The organism is Pseudovibrio flavus (genome assembly GCF_009711345.1).
Classification (GTDB): Bacteria; Pseudomonadota; Alphaproteobacteria; order Rhizobiales; family Stappiaceae; genus Pseudovibrio; species Pseudovibrio flavus.
On the sequence record NZ_SMMA01000049.1, the window covers coordinates 54,677 to 73,751 of the forward strand.

Genomic DNA, 19,075 nt, shown 5'->3' on the forward strand with positions numbered 1-19,075 from the left:
TCTGGTTTAACTTGATGAATCAGTCTCTTAAAAGAATCTGATAAGTCATTGAAAACGAAAAGGGAGGCGCGGTGCGCCTCCCGCTTTCACATCGCGTTAGACACCGGCCGGCATGTTTTCCAGCTTGCGTTCAACTTTGCGCGGCGCGGTGATTTCCTTCCACTTGGAAAGCGCTGTGTTGACCGGCGCGTAGGAGTTGCGGCCAACGAATTCGCCGTGTCCAGGCTCTGCTTTCACAGTACCTTCCTCAATCGCCACCTGACCGCGTGTCAGGGTATAGCGCGGCAGCCCCATAACCTCTTTGCCTTCAAAGACGTTGTAGTCGATGGCCGACTGCTGGGTCGCGGCACTGATGGTTTTGGAGCGATGCGGATCCCAAACAACGATGTCAGCATCAGCGCCCACAAGAATTGCACCCTTGCGCGGATACACGTTGAGGATCTTGGCGATGTTGGTAGAGGTCACCGCCACAAACTCGTTCATGGTCAGGCGGCCAGTGCCAACGCCGTAGGTCCATAGCATCGGCATACGGTCTTCAAGACCACCGGTACCGTTCGGGATCTTGGTGAAGTCACCCATGCCGAACTGCTTCTGCTCTGTTGTGAATGCGCAATGGTCGGTCGCAACGACTTGCAGGGAACCAGACTGAAGACCGGCCCACAGGCTATCTTGATGTTGCTTGTTGCGGAACGGAGGAGACATAACGCGGCGGGCCGCATGGTTCCAGTCAGGGTTGGCGTATTCGCTCTCATCAAGGGTGAGGTGCTGGATAAGCGGCTCGCCATAAACGCGCATACCTTTCTGGCGGGCACGGCGAATAGCCTCGTGGGCTTGTTCGCAGCTCGTATGCACTACGTAGAGAGGCACGCCAGCCATATCGGCAATCATGATAGCGCGGTTGGTTGCTTCCCCTTCAACTTCCGCTGGGCGGGAGTAGGCGTGAGCCTCAGGACCGTTGTTGCCTTCTGCCAGCAGCTTTTGCTGCATGGTGGCAACCACATCGCCGTTTTCAGCGTGAACAAGCGGCATAGCGCCAAGGGCAGCACAACGCTGGAAGGATGCGAACATCTCGTCATCATCCACCATCAGCGCGCCCTTATAGGCCATGAAGTGCTTGAAGGTGTTGATACCGCGGTCAACCACTTCCTGCATCTCGTTAAAGATCTGCTCGCTCCACCACGTGATTGCCATGTGGTAGGAGTAGTCACAGCACGCCTGAGAAGACTTCTGCTGCCATACGGCCAGCGCCTCCAGCATGGACTGCTCAGGGCTAGGAAGACAGAAGTCGACCACCATGGTGGTGCCGCCCGCAAGAGCTGCACGGGTACCGGTTTCAAAGTTGTCGGTAGAGAAGGTGCCCATAAACGGCATTTCAAGGTGTACGTGCGGATCAATACCGCCCGGCATCACATAACAGCCGGTTGCGTCCAATAGCTCATCACCAGAGAGGTTGTCGCCAATTTCAATGATTTTGCCCTGTTCAATCAGAACGTCGGCTTTGTAGGTCAGATCTGCGGTTACAACGGTACCGCCTTTAATCACTTTAGTTGCCATCACACTGTTCCCTTCGTGTCTGGTCAAGGTTGCAGATGTGGCCTTTGGCTCTTTTATCACTTGGTCAGGCGCTCATAACGCCCGAAGCAAATAGATTGCGGCAAGCGCGAAAGGGTCCTCCGCGCCCGCTGGAATTGAAAAATGACAGGTTTTAAGCGGAAACCGCTTCCACGCTCTGGTCTACTTCCGCAGTCTCCAGAACAGCATGAAGCAGCACGTTTGTGCCAGCCTCTGCCCATGCCGGAGTGATGTCCTCGTCCTCGTTATGGGAAAGACCATCAACGCACGGGCACATAATCATGGCTGTTGGCGCAACGCGGTTGATCCAGCATGCATCATGGCCAGCACCGGAAACGATATTGCGGTGGGAGTAGCCAAAACGCTCAGCTCCATCGCGAACGCGGGAAACGCAGGTTTCGTCAAACTTCACCGGATCAAACGCACCAACGCACTCAACGTCCATGGAAAGACCGATCTCCTCGGCAATCTTGGCGCCTTCAAAACGAAGAGCCTGTTCCATAGCGGTGATCACGTCCTTTTCAGGGTGACGGAAGTCGATGGTGAACACCACTTTACCCGGAATGATATTGCGCGAGTTCGGGTAGACATCCATGTGCCCCACAGCACCTACAGCATGTGGGCCGTAACGCAGAGCAATGTCGTTGACGAGGTTGGTGATACGGGCCGCACCCAGTCCGGCGTTTACACGCATTGGCATAGGCGTAGAGCCCGTGTGGCTTTCTTTACCTACCAAGGTCACCTGAAGCCAGTTAAGGCCCTGTCCGTGGGTTACAACGCCAATATCAACGTTCTCGCGCTCAAGGATAGGTCCTTGCTCGATGTGAAGCTCGAACATAGCATGCAGCTTGCGCTTGCCGCATGGCTCATCACCAATGTAGCCGATACGCTCTAGTTCGCCGCCTACGGTCTTTCCTTCGGCATCTGTACGCGAATACGCCCAGTCCTGCGTATGCACACCGGCAAAAACGCCGGAAGCCAGCATGGCAGGGGCAAAGCGTGTGCCTTCCTCGTTGGTCCAGTTCACCACCTCGATAGAGCGCTTGGTTTTGAGGCCCATATCGTTCAGCGTGCGAATAACCTCAAGGCCCGCCAGAACGCCCAGAACGCCGTCGTACTTGCCACCCGTTGGCTGGGTATCAAGGTGCGAGCCGATCATTACAGGATCAAGGGAAGGGTCAGTGCCTTCAAAGCGGGCAAACATATTGCCCATGCTGTCGATGGCCATGGTCATGCCTGCCTCTTCACACCACTTGGTGAAAAGCTCCCGGCCTTCCTTGTCGGCATCGGTCAAGGTCTGGCGGTTGTTGCCGCCCCTGATACCCGGACCGATCTTCGCCATCTCCATCAGCGCGTCCCAAAGACGGTCGCCGTTAATTTTCTGGTTTGCACCCGGCGTAGTCATTGATCAATTCCTCTGGTTCTAATTGCTTTTTTAAAAATCTTTTTTGTAGGGCTCCGGCAGCACGCTCTCTCCTTCACGCCGCCAAAGCCAATCTTGCAAGGTGTGCCCCAATTCATGCTGGGGCAGGTCCATAGTCGGGCCTAGTCCATGTTAGGGCCTAGTCCATATTAGGGAATGTAAAGACCGCGCCTTCCTTGATACCGGCCGGCCAGCGGCTGGTTGTGGTTTTCAGGCGGGTGTAGAAACGAATACCCTCAGGACCGTAGATGGAATGATCTCCAAACAGGGAGCGCTTCCAGCCACCGAAGGAGAAGTAAGCAACCGGCACCGGAATTGGCACGTTGATACCAACCATGCCGACCTCGATCTGGTCTGCAAAGGCGCGGGCTGCATCGCCATCACGGGTGAAGATTGCGGTGCCGTTTCCGTATTCGTGAGCATTGATGAGGTCTACTGCCTCTTGATAGCTCTCAGCTCTTAGAACGGACAGAACCGGACCAAAAATCTCTTCCTTGTAGATGGTCATCTCAGAGGTTACGTTGTCGAACAGCGTACCGCCAACGAAGTAACCGTCTTCATAGCCTTGAAGCGAGAAGTCACGGCCATCTACCAGAAGGTCCGCACCTTCTTTGACGCCCTGATCAATGTAGCCTTTGACCTTTTGCTGGTGCGCCTTGGTAATAACCGGACCCATTTCAGCATCAGGATCGGTCGCTGGGCCAATCTTGAGGGCCTGAACGCGCGGGATCAGCTTCTCTACCAGCTTGTCGCCGGTTTCCTTGCCAATCGGCACAGCCATGGAAATCGCCATGCAGCGTTCACCAGCAGAACCGTAACCCGCACCCATAAGAGCGTCAGCTGCCTGATCAAGGTCAGCATCCGGCATGATAATCATGTGGTTTTTCGCGCCGCCAAGCGCTTGAACGCGCTTACCGTTCGCTGTGCCTGTTGAGTAGACGTACTCTGCAATCGGCGTGGAGCCGACGAAGGAGATGGCTTTCACATCAGGGTGCGTTAGAAGCGTATCTACGGCTTCTTTGTCACCGTGGACGATGTTCAGCACGCCTTCAGGCAGGCCCGCTTCCATAAGCAGGTCATAGACGACCATAACCGCAGACGGGTCACGCTCGGACGGCTTGAGTACGAAGGTGTTACCGCAGGCGATGGCAACAGGATACATCCACAGTGGCACCATAGCAGGGAAGTTGAACGGCGTAATACCTGCAACAACACCCAGGGCCTGGCGGTCGGAGTAGCTGTCAATCGCTGGGCCTACATTGCGGGCAAACTCGCCCTTCAACAGATGCGGTATACCGCAGCAGAATTCCACCACCTCGATACCGCGAGCCACTTCACCCAGAGCATCGTCATGGGTTTTACCGTGGTCGGAGGAAATGGCGCGGGCAATCTTGTCAGCGTTCGCAGAGAGCAGCTCCTTGAACTTGAACATGACGCGCGCACGCTTGAGCGGCGGTGTATCGCGCCACGCAGGGAAGGCAGCTTTTGCAACAGCAATCGCATCTTCCACTTCAGCTGCGCTGGAAAGGCCCACTTCAGCGAACACTTCGCCCGTTGCAGGGTTGTAGACAGGCGCAACGCGGCCGGACTGGGAGGCTTTTTTAGAGCCACCCACTGCGTTTTTGATGAGTTCCAGTTGAACGATCTCGGTCATCACTTATCCCAGTCTGTTAAGCACGCCGCGAAGGGTCGTGAACAACTCGTCGATCTGGCTCTTGGAGATGACCAGAGGTGGCGAAAGGGCGATAATGTCGCCGGTGGTGCGGATGAGCAGGTTGTTGTCATAGGCATCAAGGAAGGCGTTGAACGCACGCTTGGTCGGCTCGCCGGCAATTGGCTCAAGCTCGATAGCGCCGATAAGGCCAAGGTTGCGGATGTCGATGACATTCGGGCAGTCCTTGAGGCCATGCAGACCTTCCTGCCAGTACTCTTCCAGCTCGGCTGCGCGGGTCAGAAGACCTTCTTCCTCGTATACGTCCAGTGTTGCCAGCGCTGCGGCACAAGCAATTGGATGTGCAGAGTAGGTGTAGCCGTGGAAGAGTTCGATCATGTGGTCAGGACCGGTCATGAACGCGTCGTAGATCTTCTTCTGGCAGTAAACCGCACCCATCGGGATAACGCCGCTGGTCAAACCTTTTGCAGTTGTAACCAGATCAGGAATGACGTCGAAATAATCAACCGCGAACGGAGTGCCAAGACGGCCAAAGCCGGTGATCACTTCGTCAAAGATGAGCAGAATGCCGTGCTCGTCACAAATTTCACGAAGACGCTTCAGGTAACCCTTCGGCGGAATAAGAACGCCGGTGGAACCTGCAACAGGCTCTACAATCACCGCTGCGATGGTGGAAGGATCATGCAGCTGCACAAGGCGGATCAGATCCTCGGCATACTCAGCGCCGCTTTCCGGCTCACCCTTGGAGAAGGCGTTGCGGGACGGGTCGTGGGTATGGCGGATATGGTCAACGCCGGTGAGAAGCGTACCGAACTGCTTACGGTTGCCAACAATACCACCAACGGAAATGCCGCCGAAGTTCACACCGTGATAACCGCGCTCACGGCCGATCAAACGGGTTCGGGAGCCCTGACCGATAGCCTTCTGGTAGGCAAGGGCCATCTTCAATGCAGTTTCAACACTCTCGGAACCGGAGTTGGTGAAGAACACATGGTCCAGCGGCGAAGGCATAATTGCAGCAAGGCGGGCTGCCAGCTCAAACGCTTTTGGGTGACCCATCTGGAAGGCTGGAGCGTAATCAAGCTCAGCAACCTGCTTCTGGACGGCTTCTACGATCTTCTTGCGGCCATGGCCTGCGTTACAGCACCAAAGACCCGCGGTTCCATCCAGAACCTGACGGCCATCGGCGGTGGTGTAGTGCATGTCCTTAGCGCCCACAAACAAGCGTGGGTTCTGTTTAAACTGTCTGTTGGCCGTAAACGGCATCCAGAACGCATCCAGATTGTTAACTGTCATGCCCGTGTTCTGCTCTAGTACCGGTGCGTCAGACATGAATCCTCCGATCGCTCGAACTCTCGAACGCATTAAACGACTTCAAATTTTGCGAGCAGATGCACCCAATTTCCTCCGGTGCGATCTGTTCCCCTTATTCTTCAATGCCGGATCGTGATCCGGTCTCTGGTTCCAATCACAGGCTGGAAGCCCCGTAATTTGGCTGAAATTTTTAAAGTTTGGCCCACTGAAATTGCCTCAAGTAAAGCAAAGGGGCCTTATATTTTTGGCATCCCTAGAGGAATGCAGATATCGAAAAGAATCTACTTTTCAAAAAGCGCCTTGATCTTGAAAAGAACAGAGGCAATAGTGACCATATTGCTCGGCCAGAATTTGCATTTTTTACAGTCCATAAGCAAAACCTGACCATTTGGTCAAAAACTACGGTATGTAGTGTTGCGTAAGTCGTCAAGTTCAATTTTTGCACGTCAGGGTGGATTTTTAGTCATTTATTATGGGCAGTGAAAAGGAAACACGGCGCGAGGCTCGCATTGCCGCCGAGCGCGCTATTTTGCAGGCAGCCGAAGAAGTCTTTGCCATCTACGGGTTCAAGGGTTCCACCATGGCCCGTATTGCGCAAACCGCCGGTTTGCCCAAGGCCAACATCCATTACTATTTCCCGACAAAGTTGGAACTCTACCGCCGCGTAGTTGAGGAGATCTATTCCTCCTGGCTGGAAGCAGGTGATGTGTTTGACAACAGTCCTGACGCTGCCACCGCGCTTTCTGCCTATATTGAAAGCAAAATGGATACGTCTCGCCTGCATCCGTTCGGCTCCAAGGTATGGGCTAACGAGATCTTGCAGGGCGCTCCGGTGATTCAGGACTATCTGGAAACATCGCTGCGGGACTGGACCCAGTCGCGGATCGACATTATCAATCGCTGGATTGCAGAAGGTCAGATTGCGCCGGTAGACCCGCGTCATTTGCTCTACATGATCTGGGCGGTAACGCAGCATTATGCGGATTTCAGCCATCAGGTAGAAACGCTCAACGGCGGTAAGCCACTACGCTCGCAACAATGGCATGAAGCAACACAAAGCGTGAAAAGGATTATCTTGAATGGAATTAGCGCTCAAAGTTCGGCGCAAAGGGCAGAAGAACAAGCCTGAGGAAGCAGGCGCTTCGCCATCGCGCATTCAAGAGCGCAATAGAGCCCGCATTATCGAGGGTGCGCTAAGCTGCTTTTCATCCAAGGGCTTTAAAGGGGCAACGGTAGAACAGATCGCCGAGGCGGCGGGTATGTCTAAATCCAACATGCTCTATTACTACCGTAACAAAAAAGCGCTTTATGAAGCCGTGCTTGCCACTATTTTGGAGCGTTGGCTGGAACCGCTTAACCAGCTAGACCCGAGCGATGATCCTGAAACCGCGCTAAAGGCCTACATTAGTGAGAAGCTGATGCTTGCACGCGACGAACCGCAGGCATCGCGGTTGTTCGCCGGTGAGGTAATGCAGGGCGCACCGGTGATTGCCAAGATACTGAGCGGCCCGCTAAAGGAGCTCGTGGCGGATAAAGCGGCAACACTTCAAAAATGGATGGAAGAAGGACGGCTTAAGGCCGTTGATCCGGTTCATTTCATCTTTATGATCTGGGCCGTTACCCAGCACTACGCAGACTTTGATACACAGATACGGGCAGTAACCGGTAATTCGGTCGCCGATGAAGACTTCGCCTCAAAGGCAGAGGCAACGCTTCACACTGTTCTGCTCCAAGGGGCGCTAAAATAATGACGCAAAGCCAGCGCATCGCAGTGAACGACAGGTTTTATATCGAGCCGGATGATATTCATGAGGACTTTATCCGTGCATCGGGTCCGGGTGGACAAAACGTGAACAAGGTCTCGACTGCGGTGCAACTACGCTTCAATATGCGCCAAAACCGCACTTTGCCAGAGGATTTGAAGTCCCGTCTGGCGACGATTGCCGGTAGCAGGCTCACCAAAGGCGGAGAGATCGTTCTGGAGGCCGACCGTTTCCGTACCAGAGAGCGAAACCGCGAAGATGCGCTGGAACGCCTGCTGGAAATGATCCGCAAAGCAGCCTTTGTTCAAAAGCCACGTAGGGCAACACGGCCGACACTTGCCTCCAAAAGACGGCGCGTTGATACCAAGAAGGCCAGAGGCGCTATTAAAAAAGCGCGAACCCAAAAGCATTTTGACTAGTTTGCGTGCGCTAAGACCGAACGAAACTCCCTGATAAGCCTAGTAAAGCCCAAAAATACCGTGGACGCGTTACCCCATCCGCTCGTGTAGGCTGCACGTATCGGGCGTCATATTCCGGCCCCGAGCAGCGAAGGGGGCATGGCGATAAACGCCGTGGGACGGGCGATGAGTGCACAGCATCTCGACGACAAGGCGCTTTGGGCTGACAGTCAGCACAAAAGTAAGTTCCATCTCGTGATGATTAAGCCAACCCACTACGACGATGAGGGCTACCCCATCCAGTGGCTACGCTCGGCTATTCCTTCCAATACGCTTGCTTGCCTTTATGGTTTGGCGCAGGACTGTCAGGAACGTCGCATTCTGGGCGAAGCGACTGACATCATGCTGCACAGCTATGATGAGACGAACAGGCGGGTAAGGCCGGAGAAAATTGCCAAGATGATCCGTAAGGAAGGGGGAACAGCACTGATTGCCCTCGTGGGTGTGCAGTCAAACCAGTACCCCCGCGCCATGGATATCGCGCTCAAGTTCCGCAAGCTTGGTTTTCAGGTATGTATTGGCGGTTTCCACGTCTCGGGCTGTATCTCCATGTTGCCAGAATTGCCACAGGAACTGGTGGAAGCGCAGCAGCAAGGCATTTCGCTGTTTGCAGGAGAGGCAGAAGAAGGTCGTCTGGACGAGGTGCTGGAAGACGGTTTCTACGGCACGCTTAAACCGCTCTATAATTTCATGAATGATCTGCCACAGATGCAGAACCAGCCAGACCCGATTCTGCCGCAAAAGCACATCATGCGTACAGCGGGTTCACATTCCTCTTTTGATCTGGGGCGCGGTTGTCCCTATCAGTGCTCCTTCTGCACCATCATAAACGTGCAGGGACGCAAAAGCCGAAGCCGCTCGGCGGACGATGTAGAGCGCATCATTCGACGTAATCTGGAACAGGGCATCAACCGCTTCTTCATTACCGACGATAACTTTGCCAGAAACAAAGACTGGGAACTGCTGTTTGACCGGCTGATAGAGCTGCGTGAAGGCGAGGGACTTGATATCAAGTTCATCATTCAGGTGGATACGCTGTGCCACCGCATTCCGCGCTTTATTGAAAAGGCCTGCCGCGCGGGGGTGAACCGCGTATTCATTGGTCTGGAGAATATTAATCCAGATAACCTCATAGCCGCCAAGAAGCGTCAGAACCGCATTACCGAATATAGGGAGATGCTACAGGAGTGGCGCGAACACGGGGCGACCACCTACGCGGGCTATATCCTCGGCTTTCCCGGCGATACGCGCGAGACCATCCTGCGCGATATTGAAATCATCAAGAAAGAGCTACCGCTCGATCTGTTGGAGTTCTTCTACCTTACACCGCTCCCGGGCTCTGAAGATCATCAGAAGCTACATGCCAACAAAACATGGATGGATCCTGACCTCAACAAGTACGATCTGAACCACCGCGTTTCCCATCACGGTAAGATGAGCGATCAGGAATGGGAAAGCGTCTACATGGAGGCGTGGAAGACCTATTATTCACCAGAGCATATAACCACGGTGCTTAAGCGAGCCGCGGCCCATAAACGGGGTAGACCGGGGAACAAGCTATTCCTGATGATGTGGTTCTATCTCATGGTGACGATGGAAGGTGTGCACCCGCTGGAAGGGGGCTACTTCCGTGTGAAAAGCCGCAGGGAGCGTAGACGCGGGCTGCCTCTTGAAAGTCCGTGGGTGTTCTATCCCCGTTACTGGGTAGAGACAGCCTATAAGCAGCTTCGCCTTCTAACTGAGACATGGCGCTTCTATCGCGTTTATCAGGCTGTGCGCCGTGATCCAGATAAGCGCAGTTACATGGACCTTGCTCTATCACCTGTTGTAGAGGGGGAAGAGGAAGAGCTACGCCTGTTTAATGACACCGCAGGCGGTACCGCTGCTGTAAGTAAGCAGAAAAAAGCCGCAGCCCTGCGAGATCGCATTGCCGCGGCACAAACTGTCTAAGCGAATGCAGTTTTTATTCGCTCTCTAGAATTTTCGCCAATGCATCAAGGCCCAGCAGATAGCCCTGCGGGCCTAGGCCGCAAATCATGCCCTTTGCCACTTTGGAAATATAAGAGTGGTGACGGAAACGCTCACGCGCGTGGATGTTAGAAAGGTGAACTTCGATCACTGGACGTTCAGCGCTCGCAATTGCATCCATAATAGCTACGGATGTATGGGAGTAAGCGCCTGCGTTCAGCACAATACCTGCGCCTGTCTCACGGCACTCGTGAATCCAGTCAATCAGCTGACCTTCATGGTTGGATTGCTTGCAAGTAACTTCAAGGCCCAGCTTGGTGCCGTGTTCAAGACACGATGCTTCGACCTGCGCTAGCGTTGTGCTTCCATAAACCTCTGGCTGGCGAAGCCCCAATAGATTGAGGTTAGGGCCGTTCAGTACGAGTGCTTTCATAGACATCGCGTGTCCTTCAAAATTCTGGCTATTGCCTCACCCAAACTTTCAGAGCGCTGGGCGTTGCAATCAAAACTTAAATCGGGCGAGCAAATATCAAGCCCCTTGCCCTAGATACTATCAGCTTCCGTTAAGAGCGGTGATACCAAGCGTTGTCTCAATATCGCTCATCACGATCTCATCAACAGTCTTTAGGTCAAGCCTGTCATCGCCTAAATAGGTGTAGCTGGAAATTGTGAAAGCCGTCGCCATAAATTTCCAAGCGCACTTGCGTGCGTCAAGCGTTGGCTTGAAATCCCCAAGCTCAATCCCGCGCTTGATAATTGTTTCCAACTCATCCGTTATCCAGTTCATTGAGCGGCAATAGGCATCCTTAAGCGATTCATTGCGCCACATCTCGTCCGCTGCACTCAGCCATACGCGGTTCTCAAACTCACGGTTTGGGAACTTGGAAGGGAGGAGAAGCGTTTTTAGCGCCTCTAAAGGAGATTGCCCCTCAATACGCTGGCGGTCATGCTCCTCGGCCATCTCACTGGCATAACTCACGACTTCACTCTTCAACGCATCGAGTGATTTGAAATGGTGATGGATCGTGCCAGTAGCTGCTCCCATCTCCGCCGCAACCTTGCGGGCTGTTATTCCTGCAAAGCCGCAGGAAACGACGAGCGAAAGCGTTGCATCAAGAATTGCTTTTCGTTTTGCATCTTTTGGGAGGTAGCTCATTTGCCCTCGGGGAATACTGATTAATTCTGCAGACTGGGTTGACATAGCATGAATTTGAACATATGTCCAACTTGAACGATTGTTCAAATTAAGAATCTTCCGTGTTGACCCAAAATAATGTCGGGGTGCGAACACGCTGGTAGGGTCGAGCGCCTTACCGGGAACAGGAAAAGAATAAATGACAGTTCAGGTCGCTGAAGAAAGAATGCTCACGGGGAGTACGACGCTCGAATTCCTGCGCTTCGTGGTGCCGTCCGTAATCGGTCTACTCGCCGTTTCCTCCGCCGGTATTGTCGATGGTATTTTCATTGGTAATTACGTCGGCCCTATCGCTCTTGCTGCAATCAACCTTGTAATCCCTCTCTACTCGCTGTTTTTCGGCCTAAGCGTCATGATGCTGGTCGGCGGTGCGGTAATGGCAGGTAAAGCGCTGGGCGCGGGGAATACAAAAAGAGCCTCGAACCTTTTCACCAAATCCACTTGTGTGATCGTGGCTTATTCCTTGCTGGTGGCAACGCTTGCGTTCTTCTATGCAGAAAACATCGCCGCCTTTTTGGGGGCGCAGGAACACACGCTGCCGTTAGCGGTTGACTATATTCGCATTCTCGCGCCCTTCCTGTTCTTTATGGGCGTTGCCTATACGCTCTCCTACTTCTCACGTATCGATAACGCACCAAACTACGCACTAGCGGGCCTTATCATCATTTCGCTGGTGAATATGGTGCTGGACGCGCTGTTTATCGGCGTTTGGGGCTGGGGTATTGGCGGCGCAGCTTTGGCAACAGGTATCGCCAACGTTCTTGGTGCGGTATTCCTTTTTGTTCGCTTCTTCGGCAAGAGCGCCCGCATTCGTTTTATCAAGCCTTATGGTTCGTGGCTGGAACTTTTCCGCGCCGCTTACAACGGGCTTTCCGAGTTCATCAACGAGATGTCCGGCGGCTTGATCATGTTTGTGATCAACTGGATTTTGATGCTGGAGATTGGTGCATCTGGTGTCGCGGCGTTCACCATCGTTAACTACATCCTCTGGCTCAGTATCATGATCGCTTACGGCACTGCAGAAGCGCTCGGCCCGCTCGTCAGTGTAAACTTCGGTGCCAAGAAGCCAGAACGCATTGCCCGCTTCATGAAGCTTGCTATCGGCTCTACAGTCGTGGTTGGCGGTGTACTTGTCGCGCTGCTGCTGATGAAACCTGAAACGCTCGCCAGCGCATTCATCAAAAGCGGTGATACCCGCACGCTGGAAATGACACTGGCGATCATCGCGGTCATCTGGCCTGCGTTCCTTTTCAACGGCATCAACATCACCATCTCCGGCTACTTTACAGGCATGCACTGTGCAACCCAGTCTGCAATCATCGCCCTTAGCCGCTCTCTGGTGTTGCCTTTGATCTTGATCCTGCTGTTCTGGAAAACGTTCGGCGTTAACGGCGCATTCGTTGCACTGCCGGTTTCTGAAGCAGTCACATTCATTCTGAGCCTTGTTCTGTTTTACAAGGCAAAGCCAACTGCGGTGGTTGGTAGGGATAAAGAAGTGTTCAGCGCTGCCTCTTAAACCTAATTGAAAATCACCTGAACTATCTGGGCCGCTCTTTAAAAAGGGCGGCCCTTTTTCATGTTTTGGGTTGTGCGGGCAGGCGCGCGCATACCACCTCAAAACTTCGTAGCTGCTTATTCCCATAGTGCCGGGAAGATATCCTCGCAGCTCGGCGGATGGGGCGCTTGGTTAGATCATTTCTCCTTCTTCGCTTTCAGAAGGCGACGGAGATCTTAAAAAGGCTAACAAAATGTAACGTAGGGTCTGTGTGATTTGGCTCATAAGTGGTTGCGATTTAAACACAAAAGACAGGGCTTCCAGCGGTGCGGCAACGAAACCGGTTGCAAACCTGCTTCAACATAGGGTTCAATCGCACCGGTCACGATAAAAGGGGGAGCGGGCCATGTTGCCAAAAATGATTATGTGCGCACCAAATGGAGCGCGTCGCACGAAAGCTGACCATCCGTCGCTTCCCGTAACTATCGATGAACTTGTTATCACTGCTCGCTCGACTTTTGCAGCAGGCGCTAATGCACTACACGCGCATGTGCGCGACAAGGATGGCAAACACGTCCTCGATGCTGGCCTGTACAAGGAGCTACTTGAGCAGCTGCATCAAGATGCGCCCGATCTCGTCGTTCAGATCACGACTGAAGCAGTCGGCGAATATGATCCGCTTGCGCAAATTGGCGTTGTGGAACAGGTCATGCCAGAAGCGGTTTCCGTTGCCCTTTCAGAGCTCACCAGTGATCCATCGCTAGAAGAAGAAGCTTCCCGTTTCTATCATTTTGCAAAGGAAGCAGGCATTGCTGTTCAGCATATCCTCTACAGCGCAGATGATTTGAAGAAGCTTGTGGCTCTACAGGAAAGCGGATTTATTCCAAACGGTTATGGCAGCCATCTTTATGTTCTGGGGCGCTATTCGACCACTCAGGAAAGCGATGCAGCCGACCTGCTTTCATTCCTCAATCACCGTGAGACGCTAAGCGAGCTTCATCAAGCGCCTTTCACCCTTTGTGCATTTGGCCGAAGGGAAACGCTCTGTCTGGCAGCAGGTATGTCTCTAGGTGCTCACGCCCGCGTTGGCTTTGAGAACAGCATCTGGCATGCGGACGGAAAAATCGCTCGTGATAACGCCGAGCGCGTCGGGGCAATTAGCAAGCTGAGGGAATTGATTGGCTATCATGGACGGTTGGATCGCCATGAGACGCTGAAAATTCTAGGGCGGCCTTAAATTGTCCGATTGTCTTTATCGGTCAGAGGCTTAAGGCCGCTGCAGAATTGCGATTAGTAGGTTTTGAGGCCGTACTTGCGGAAAATATCGCGTGCGGCTTCAGTTTCTTCCAGCTCAGGCTGGCGCGTTTCGGACAGCTCGTATTTTTTACCCATTTCCTGCCATTTGTGCTCGCCCATCTTGTGGAACGGCAGCACATCAACGCGCTTTACGTTGGACAGTTCAGAGCAGAATTTCGCAACACCTTCAATGTTTTCAAGATCATCAGTCAGATCAGGAACAAGAACGAAGCGGATCCAGACATCAATGCCCAGAGCTTCAAGGCGCTTGGCAAACTGCAAGGTAGGCTCAATCTCAACGCCGGTTACCTTTTTGTAGGTTTGCGGCAGGAAGGATTTGATATCGAGCAGGTAAAGATCGGCCAGCTTTAGGGTTTCATCATCAAGGTTCTTATGCATGTAGCCGGATGTGTCCACGGTAACGTGAACGCCCATCTGGCGCGCGCCCCACATCAAAACCTTGAGGAACTCTTTCTGAGCCATTGGTTCACCGCCGGAAATGGTCAAACCACCGCCGCCAGCTTTAAAGTAATCGCGGTAGGTCGCGATATCTTTCAGTAGTGCGTAGGCTGAAGTCTCGGTACCACTTTTCATCTTCATGGTATCGGGGTTGTGGCAGTACAGGCAGCGCAATGGGCAACCTGTTGTAAACACAACGTAACGCAGACCCGGACCATCAACGATCCCGCCAGTTTCTACAGAATGAACATAACCAATGACGTCTTCCATGGGAGTGTATCGACCTTTTTCTTACTTAACACTCTAAAAAGAAGGGGCGCTAAGCTGTCGCTCGCGCCCCTTTTATTAGTCGCTAGAACTTAATAAGTCTTAGCGCTGACCGTGGAACGTACGGTTGATCACGTCGAGCTGCTGCTCACGGGTCAACTTGATGAAGTTCACCGCATAACCAGATACACGAACCGTCAGCTGAGGGTAGAGTTCTGGCTTGTCCATAGCGTCTTCGAGGGTTGCGCGATCGAAAACGTTTACGTTGATGTGGTGACCCATGTCGTGCATGTAGCCGTCGAGCAGGTTGGACATGTTCTCGATACGCTCTGCTTCATCTTTACCCAGAGCTGCTGGGATGATGGAGAAGGTGTAAGAGATACCGTCCTGGCTGAACTCGTAAGGAAGTTTGCACAGGGACTTCATGGAAGCCACAGCACCCTTCTTATCGCGGCCGTGCATTGGGTTTGCACCTGGTGCGAATGGTTCGCCAGCCTTACGACCGTCTGGAGTAGAACCGGTCTTCTTACCGTATACCACGTTAGAGGTAATGGTCAGAACAGACTGGGTTGGCATCGCATCGCGGTAGAAGTTCTGGTTCTTGATCTTGCCCATGAAGGTCTTCACGATGTCTTCAGCGATTTCGTCGACTGCGTCGTCGTTGTTACCGAAGCAAGGGAAATCACCTTCGATTTCGTAATCAACTGCCAGACCTTCTTCGTTGCGGATAACTTTTACCTTCGCGTTTTTGATAGCGGAGATAGAGTCAGCAACAACGGACAGACCAGCAATACCACAAGCCATGGTGCGCAGGATGTCGCGGTCATGAAGCGCCATTTCGATGCGCTCATAGTTGTACTTGTCGTGGCTGTAGTGAATGCAGTTCAGCGCACTTACGTAAACTTTCGCGATCCAGTCCATCATCTGGTCGAACAGAGGAGCCAGTTCGTTCCAGTCAAGAACATCAGCAGTGATAGGCTTGGTGAGCGGGCCAACCTGCTTGCCGGTCTTTTCGTCTTTACCGCCGTTGATGGCGTAAAGAAGAGCCTTAGCAAGGTTTGCACGAGCGCCGAAGAACTGCATCTGCTTGCCGATAGCCATTGCGGATACACAGCATGCGATACCGTAGTCGTCGCCCCAGTATGCGCGCATCAGGTCATCGTTTTCGTACTGCACGGAAGAAGTCTTGATAGAGATTTCAGAGCAGTAGTCTTTGAAGCCCTTAGGCATGTGCTCAGACCACAGAACGGTGAGGTTCGGTTCTGGAGCAGGGCCGAGGTTGATCAGGGTCTGCAGTACGCGGAAGGAGCTCTTGGTTACAAGAGTACGACCGTCCATACCCATACCGCCGATGGACTCGGTTACCCATACAGGGTCGCCAGAGAACAGAGCGTTGTAGTCTGGGGTACGCATGAAGCGAACCATACGGAGCTTCATTACGAAGTGGTCCATCATTTCCTGAGCGTCAGCTTCAGTGATGAGGCCAGCATCGATATCGCGCTGGAAGTAGATGTCGAGGAAGGTAGTGGTGCGGCCGAGGGACATTGCTGCACCGTTCTGCTCTTTAATAGCAGCAAGGTATGCAATGTAGAGCCACTGAACAGCTTCCTGAGCAGTTTCTGCAGGCTTGGAAATGTCGAAGCCGTAGCTTGCAGCCATTGCCTTGAGTTCGCCCAGAGCGCGGATCTGTTCGTTGATTTCTTCACGAAGACGCAGAACGTTTTCGGTCAGAGCATTGCCGTCCAGAGAAGCGAGCTGTGCTTTTTTGTCCTTAACAAGGAAGTCGATACCGTAAAGAGCAACACGGCGGTAGTCACCGATGATACGGCCACGGCCATATGCATCTGGCAGACCGGTTACGATACCGGAAGAACGTGCACGACGGATTTCAGGGGTGTAAACATCGAAAACGCCATCGTTATGGGTCTTGCGGTGTTCGAAGATCTTCTTGGTTTCCTCAGAGATCTCGTAGCCGTTGCTTTCCAGAGCAGCGATAGCCATTTTCAGGCCGCCGTAAGGCATCAGAGCGCGCTTCAGTGGAGCATCGGTCTGCAAGCCTACGATTTTTTCGAGGGCCTGGTCGATGTAACCTGGTGCGTGGGAAGTGATGGTGGAAACAACTTCAGTGTCAGCGTCGAGAACACCTTTTTTGTTTTCTTCCTTCATCAGCTCCAGAACTTCGTCCCACAGCTTGGTGGTTGCTTCAGTTGGACCTGCGAGGAAGTCTTTGCCGCCTTCGTAAGGGGTGTAGTTCAGCTGGATGAAGTTGCGAACGTCAACTTCTTTGTTCCAGTCGCCCTTTACAAAACCTTTGTAGGCAGCAGGAGTATCGTCGCTGAGAAATGGCAGGTTAGTGTCAGTGACCTGCTTAATGTCTTGATGAACGCCCATAAGTACGTTTCCTTTATTGGCGACTTAGCCTCTCAAATGGCGTTGCTTCCTGTCGGGCCCGCCATCAATCCGCGTCATCGCGTTCCAGTGCTTGGTGAGCTCAATTTACTCGTCCGATGGGGCGAAAACTTGATTTATGTCAAAGGAAGTTTGGGAGGCTGGTCTGCATTTTTTGCAGGGCGTCGGAAATACATTTGAATACAATATACCACAGGCTAGAAAGGTTCTAGTATATCACGTGACCTTAACGTAAAAGGGTATAGCTGAAAGGCTAATTGATCTTATAACCTATTGAAAAATATAAATAATATTATATGTATTCACGAGTTTTCCACGGTTGCGACGTAAATTCACCTATACCAAAACCTGTAAAATATCTGAGTGGTATAGGTGAAAAATACTAGAAAAAAACTCGATATGCGTTTGCAGTATAGCAGGTATGCATCTGCTGAAATATTACATAGCACGGGGAAAAGTGGCAATTTTTAGCTGTAGTTCTCCTAGGTTTGGCCAAAATGTACCCCGTGACTCGTATTTGCTGGCATAAAATCCTAGGTATATCAGTCTACCAGCGGTTTGATCTTGGCCACCATTTCAATGCTTTAGTGCCATCCGTGACATGGTAACCTTCAAAGGCTGCGCACGTCATGCAGGTGTGATTGGGCAGGACATGCAATAGCGTACCAATCGGGTACTTGGAAAAATCCAGCGCGCTTTGATCCCTCGTTGTCACATAGCCGTGCTCTTGGCTGACACCCTCTATGAATAGCTCATCCAAAAACTCACCCGTAAAGCTGCGTAGCAAGCCGTATCCGCAGTCGTTCGGCTGGGATTGGGTGGAGCGGTCTTTGGAAAGCGCTAGCCCACCTGCATCAATCACAACGCGGTTAAGGCGCTTTGAGTGACTGATAACGGTCGCCAAAACCGTCGCGGCGATATCCTGTTGCTCGCAGGCTCCAAGGTTGGCCTGAAACAGATCTTCGAACATGTAGACGCCCGCGCGTATCTCGGTCAGTCCCTCAAGGTTTTCTGCAAACTGAGCAAACGGGCTGGAACCGACGCTGATCTCATTGACCGTTATGCCATTTTCGCGCAGCTTCGAAGCAACGGCTAGAACGCGCTCTCTTTCCTGCTCACAGGCCGCGATATGTTCTGCTGGTGAGTTTGCAGCATAAGCTGCGCCGCCACCGTGGGACATTAGCCCTAAAAGGGCGAGGTGAGGCGCACTATCAATTACCCGTGCGATCTCTGCCAGATCGTCGTCCTCAGCGGTCAATCCCGTGCGGTGACCATCAACGTCGATTTCCAGATAAACACCAAGCCGTGCTGCGCCGTTGTTTGTTCCTTGCGGATTGTCGCGAAGATAGTTCGCTGTGGCTAGGCTATCGATGATGACTTTGACGTTTGCGCCGTCGCGGTTGAGAGCTGATACCTGAGGTAGCTTCGAAGGCGCGAGCGTCACGGCGTAGATAAAGTCGGTTAGTCCGCCTGCGGCGAAATACTCCGCCTCTTTCAATGTGGAGACCGTCCAGCGGTCTGCGCCGTGCTCTTGAAGGATCTTCGCGACATCGAGGGATTTGGCGGTCTTGAGGTGAGGGCGCAGCGCAATTCCCTTTGCCTTTAGACGGGTGGCCACCTTTTCTATGTTCGTCCTTAGAGCGGGTTCATCGAGAAAGAGGGCAGGTGTCAAAGGCAAATCAGTCATTGGCATAATCTCACAAAACAATCGTCCCGATCCTTTTTAAAGACAAAACAGCAAAGTGTGCAGCCCTTTTTCGTCTGTCGGTGTGATCTGAATGTCT

15 protein-coding genes are annotated in these 19,075 nt (G+C 52.8%); 6 read left to right on the plus strand and 9 right to left on the minus strand.

Going from position 1 to position 19,075, the window contains the following annotated elements; genetic code table 11:
- Window positions 1-96: 96 nt before the first annotated feature.
- The 4 genes from hydA to aptA all read right to left on the minus strand — a co-directional run bounded on the left by hydA (window position 97) and on the right by aptA (window position 5,999).
- A complete protein-coding gene (gene hydA, locus E1162_RS02525; RefSeq protein ID WP_155126304.1) occupies window positions 97-1,554 on the minus strand; it encodes a dihydropyrimidinase in 1,458 nt (485 codons plus the stop codon).
- 151 nt (window positions 1,555-1,705) lie between these two features.
- Complete coding sequence (locus E1162_RS02530) at window positions 1,706-2,977, minus strand: Zn-dependent hydrolase (protein WP_155126307.1); 1,272 nt, start codon at window positions 2,975-2,977, stop codon at window positions 1,706-1,708.
- Window positions 2,978-3,134: 157 nt separating this feature from the next.
- On the minus strand, window positions 3,135-4,649 hold the full coding sequence (locus tag E1162_RS02535; protein ID WP_155126310.1) for a CoA-acylating methylmalonate-semialdehyde dehydrogenase: 1,515 nt from the start codon (window positions 4,647-4,649) through the stop codon (window positions 3,135-3,137).
- 3 nt (window positions 4,650-4,652) lie between these two features.
- Window positions 4,653-5,999, minus strand: a complete 1,347-nt coding sequence (gene aptA / locus E1162_RS02540) for an omega-aminotransferase AptA (protein ID WP_155126313.1) — start codon at window positions 5,997-5,999, stop codon at window positions 4,653-4,655.
- A 454-nt stretch (window positions 6,000-6,453) separates the two neighbouring features.
- On the opposite strand from aptA, the gene E1162_RS02545 reads away from it, so the two are divergent.
- The 4 genes from E1162_RS02545 (at window position 6,454) to E1162_RS02560 (ending at window position 10,152) form a co-directional block, all read left to right on the plus strand.
- The gene (locus E1162_RS02545; RefSeq protein ID WP_155126316.1) at window positions 6,454-7,110 is read left to right on the plus strand and encodes a TetR family transcriptional regulator C-terminal domain-containing protein; all 657 of its coding nucleotides are present in this window, start codon (window positions 6,454-6,456) and stop codon (window positions 7,108-7,110) included.
- Entirely contained in the window at window positions 7,061-7,729 is a 669-nt protein-coding gene (locus E1162_RS02550) for a TetR family transcriptional regulator C-terminal domain-containing protein (RefSeq protein WP_155126319.1), read from the plus strand. The genes E1162_RS02545 and E1162_RS02550 overlap by 50 nt, the downstream gene beginning before the upstream one ends.
- Window positions 7,729-8,163 carry an alternative ribosome rescue aminoacyl-tRNA hydrolase ArfB gene (arfB, locus tag E1162_RS02555; RefSeq protein WP_155126322.1) on the plus strand — a complete coding sequence of 145 codons (435 nt, stop codon included), beginning with the start codon at window positions 7,729-7,731 and terminating at the stop codon, window positions 8,161-8,163. Before E1162_RS02550 ends, arfB begins: the two co-directional genes overlap by 1 nt.
- A gap of 237 nt (window positions 8,164-8,400) precedes the next feature.
- Window positions 8,401-10,152, plus strand: coding sequence for a B12-binding domain-containing radical SAM protein (locus tag E1162_RS02560; protein ID WP_155126362.1), 1,752 nt, complete (start codon window positions 8,401-8,403; stop codon window positions 10,150-10,152).
- A gap of 13 nt (window positions 10,153-10,165) precedes the next feature.
- Here the strand turns inward: E1162_RS02560 and aroQ are convergent, their stop codons facing one another.
- Both aroQ and E1162_RS02570 read right to left on the minus strand, forming a co-directional pair.
- Complete coding sequence (gene aroQ / locus E1162_RS02565; protein ID WP_257098596.1) at window positions 10,166-10,609, minus strand: type II 3-dehydroquinate dehydratase; 444 nt, start codon at window positions 10,607-10,609, stop codon at window positions 10,166-10,168.
- Between the two features lie 114 nt (window positions 10,610-10,723).
- On the minus strand, window positions 10,724-11,326 hold the full coding sequence (locus E1162_RS02570; protein WP_257098597.1) for a TetR family transcriptional regulator: 603 nt from the start codon (window positions 11,324-11,326) through the stop codon (window positions 10,724-10,726).
- A 178-nt stretch (window positions 11,327-11,504) separates the two neighbouring features.
- Here E1162_RS02570 and E1162_RS02575 point away from each other — a divergent pair, with 178 nt between their 5' ends.
- Window positions 11,505-12,881 carry an MATE family efflux transporter gene (locus E1162_RS02575; RefSeq protein ID WP_155126328.1) on the plus strand — a complete coding sequence of 459 codons (1,377 nt, stop codon included), beginning with the start codon at window positions 11,505-11,507 and terminating at the stop codon, window positions 12,879-12,881.
- A gap of 385 nt (window positions 12,882-13,266) precedes the next feature.
- Entirely contained in the window at window positions 13,267-14,097 is an 831-nt protein-coding gene (locus tag E1162_RS02580; protein ID WP_155126331.1) for a beta-keto acid cleavage family enzyme, read from the plus strand.
- 53 nt (window positions 14,098-14,150) lie between these two features.
- On the opposite strand, the gene pflA is transcribed toward E1162_RS02580, so the two are convergent.
- The 3 genes from pflA to E1162_RS02595 form a co-directional block, all read right to left on the minus strand.
- Window positions 14,151-14,885 (minus strand): pyruvate formate-lyase-activating protein, encoded by a 735-nt coding sequence (pflA, locus tag E1162_RS02585; RefSeq protein WP_155126334.1) that lies wholly within the window; start codon window positions 14,883-14,885, stop codon window positions 14,151-14,153.
- A gap of 99 nt (window positions 14,886-14,984) precedes the next feature.
- Window positions 14,985-17,273, minus strand: a complete 2,289-nt coding sequence (gene pflB / locus E1162_RS02590; RefSeq protein WP_155126338.1) for a formate C-acetyltransferase — start codon at window positions 17,271-17,273, stop codon at window positions 14,985-14,987.
- A gap of 565 nt (window positions 17,274-17,838) precedes the next feature.
- The gene (locus E1162_RS02595) at window positions 17,839-18,978 is read right to left on the minus strand and encodes an alanine racemase (RefSeq protein ID WP_155126341.1); all 1,140 of its coding nucleotides are present in this window, start codon (window positions 18,976-18,978) and stop codon (window positions 17,839-17,841) included.
- Window positions 18,979-19,075 lie beyond the last annotated feature (97 nt).

Excerpts from the sequence above, each read along its gene's own strand:
- hydA (WP_155126304.1), bottom strand. The coding sequence starts at position 1,554 with ATGGCAACTAAAGTGATTAAAGGCGGTACCGTTGTAACCGCAGATCTG.
- E1162_RS02530 (WP_155126307.1), bottom strand. The coding sequence starts at position 2,977 with ATGACTACGCCGGGTGCAAACCAGAAAATTAACGGCGACCGTCTTTGG.
- E1162_RS02535 (WP_155126310.1), bottom strand. The coding sequence starts at position 4,649 with ATGACCGAGATCGTTCAACTGGAACTCATCAAAAACGCAGTGGGTGGC.
- aptA (WP_155126313.1), bottom strand. The coding sequence starts at position 5,999 with ATGTCTGACGCACCGGTACTAGAGCAGAACACGGGCATGACAGTTAAC.
- E1162_RS02545 (WP_155126316.1), top strand. The coding sequence starts at position 6,454 with ATGGGCAGTGAAAAGGAAACACGGCGCGAGGCTCGCATTGCCGCCGAG.
- E1162_RS02550 (WP_155126319.1), top strand. The coding sequence starts at position 7,061 with ATGGAATTAGCGCTCAAAGTTCGGCGCAAAGGGCAGAAGAACAAGCCT.
- arfB (WP_155126322.1), top strand. The coding sequence starts at position 7,729 with ATGACGCAAAGCCAGCGCATCGCAGTGAACGACAGGTTTTATATCGAG.
- E1162_RS02560 (WP_155126362.1), top strand. The coding sequence starts at position 8,401 with ATGATTAAGCCAACCCACTACGACGATGAGGGCTACCCCATCCAGTGG.
- aroQ (WP_257098596.1), bottom strand. The coding sequence starts at position 10,609 with ATGTCTATGAAAGCACTCGTACTGAACGGCCCTAACCTCAATCTATTG.
- E1162_RS02570 (WP_257098597.1), bottom strand. The coding sequence starts at position 11,326 with ATGAGCTACCTCCCAAAAGATGCAAAACGAAAAGCAATTCTTGATGCA.
- E1162_RS02575 (WP_155126328.1), top strand. The coding sequence starts at position 11,505 with ATGACAGTTCAGGTCGCTGAAGAAAGAATGCTCACGGGGAGTACGACG.
- E1162_RS02580 (WP_155126331.1), top strand. The coding sequence starts at position 13,267 with ATGTTGCCAAAAATGATTATGTGCGCACCAAATGGAGCGCGTCGCACG.
- pflA (WP_155126334.1), bottom strand. The coding sequence starts at position 14,885 with ATGGAAGACGTCATTGGTTATGTTCATTCTGTAGAAACTGGCGGGATC.
- pflB (WP_155126338.1), bottom strand. The coding sequence starts at position 17,273 with ATGGGCGTTCATCAAGACATTAAGCAGGTCACTGACACTAACCTGCCA.
- E1162_RS02595 (WP_155126341.1), bottom strand. The coding sequence starts at position 18,978 with ATGACTGATTTGCCTTTGACACCTGCCCTCTTTCTCGATGAACCCGCT.